This is a genomic window from Bifidobacterium callitrichidarum (assembly GCF_003129905.1).
Taxonomy (GTDB): Bacteria; Actinomycetota; Actinomycetes; order Actinomycetales; family Bifidobacteriaceae; genus Bifidobacterium; species Bifidobacterium callitrichidarum.
In genome coordinates, this window is sequence record NZ_QFFM01000065.1 from 1 (window position 1) to 494 (window position 494).

General features: G+C 54.5%; 1 rRNA gene. It reads left to right on the forward strand.

Annotated features, from left to right (window positions below):
* Nucleotides 1-62 (forward strand): 16S ribosomal RNA (locus tag DF196_RS13125); the annotation flags it as partial.
* Nucleotides 63-494 lie beyond the last annotated feature (432 nt).

Below are 494 nucleotides of genomic sequence, written 5' to 3' on the forward strand. Positions count from 1 at the left end.
TGATTGGGACTAAGTCGTAACAAGGTAGCCGTACCGGAAGGTGCGGCTGGATCACCTCCTTTCTACGGAGTATTCAGTCGGATGTTCGTCCGACGGTGTGTGCCCCCGACGCGGGATAGTCCCGTGGTTCGTGGGGTTGCTGGTGTGGAAGAGATCGTTGGCTTTCGCCCGCCGGTCGTGCGGTGGGTGTGGAGTGGTGCGGATGCGCTTTTGGGCTCCCGGATCGCCACCCCAGGCTTGATCGCCTGGTGCGGTCCGTTGCCCCATGGGTCCGGCCGGCCGGTTTGTTCCGGTTCGTGTCGTGGCTGGTGGGTGCGTGGTGGTTTGAGAACTGGATAGTGGACGCGAGCAAGATAAGTTTCTTTTGATTCTTTTCTTGTTGTTGATTTCGTTTCGAACTCGAAAATGAGATTTTTGTTTTTGTTGTTCGTTTCGATCGTTTTGTGATCGTTTGATGTGTTGATTTGTTGTCTGGGAGTCCAGAGTTAGCTGTT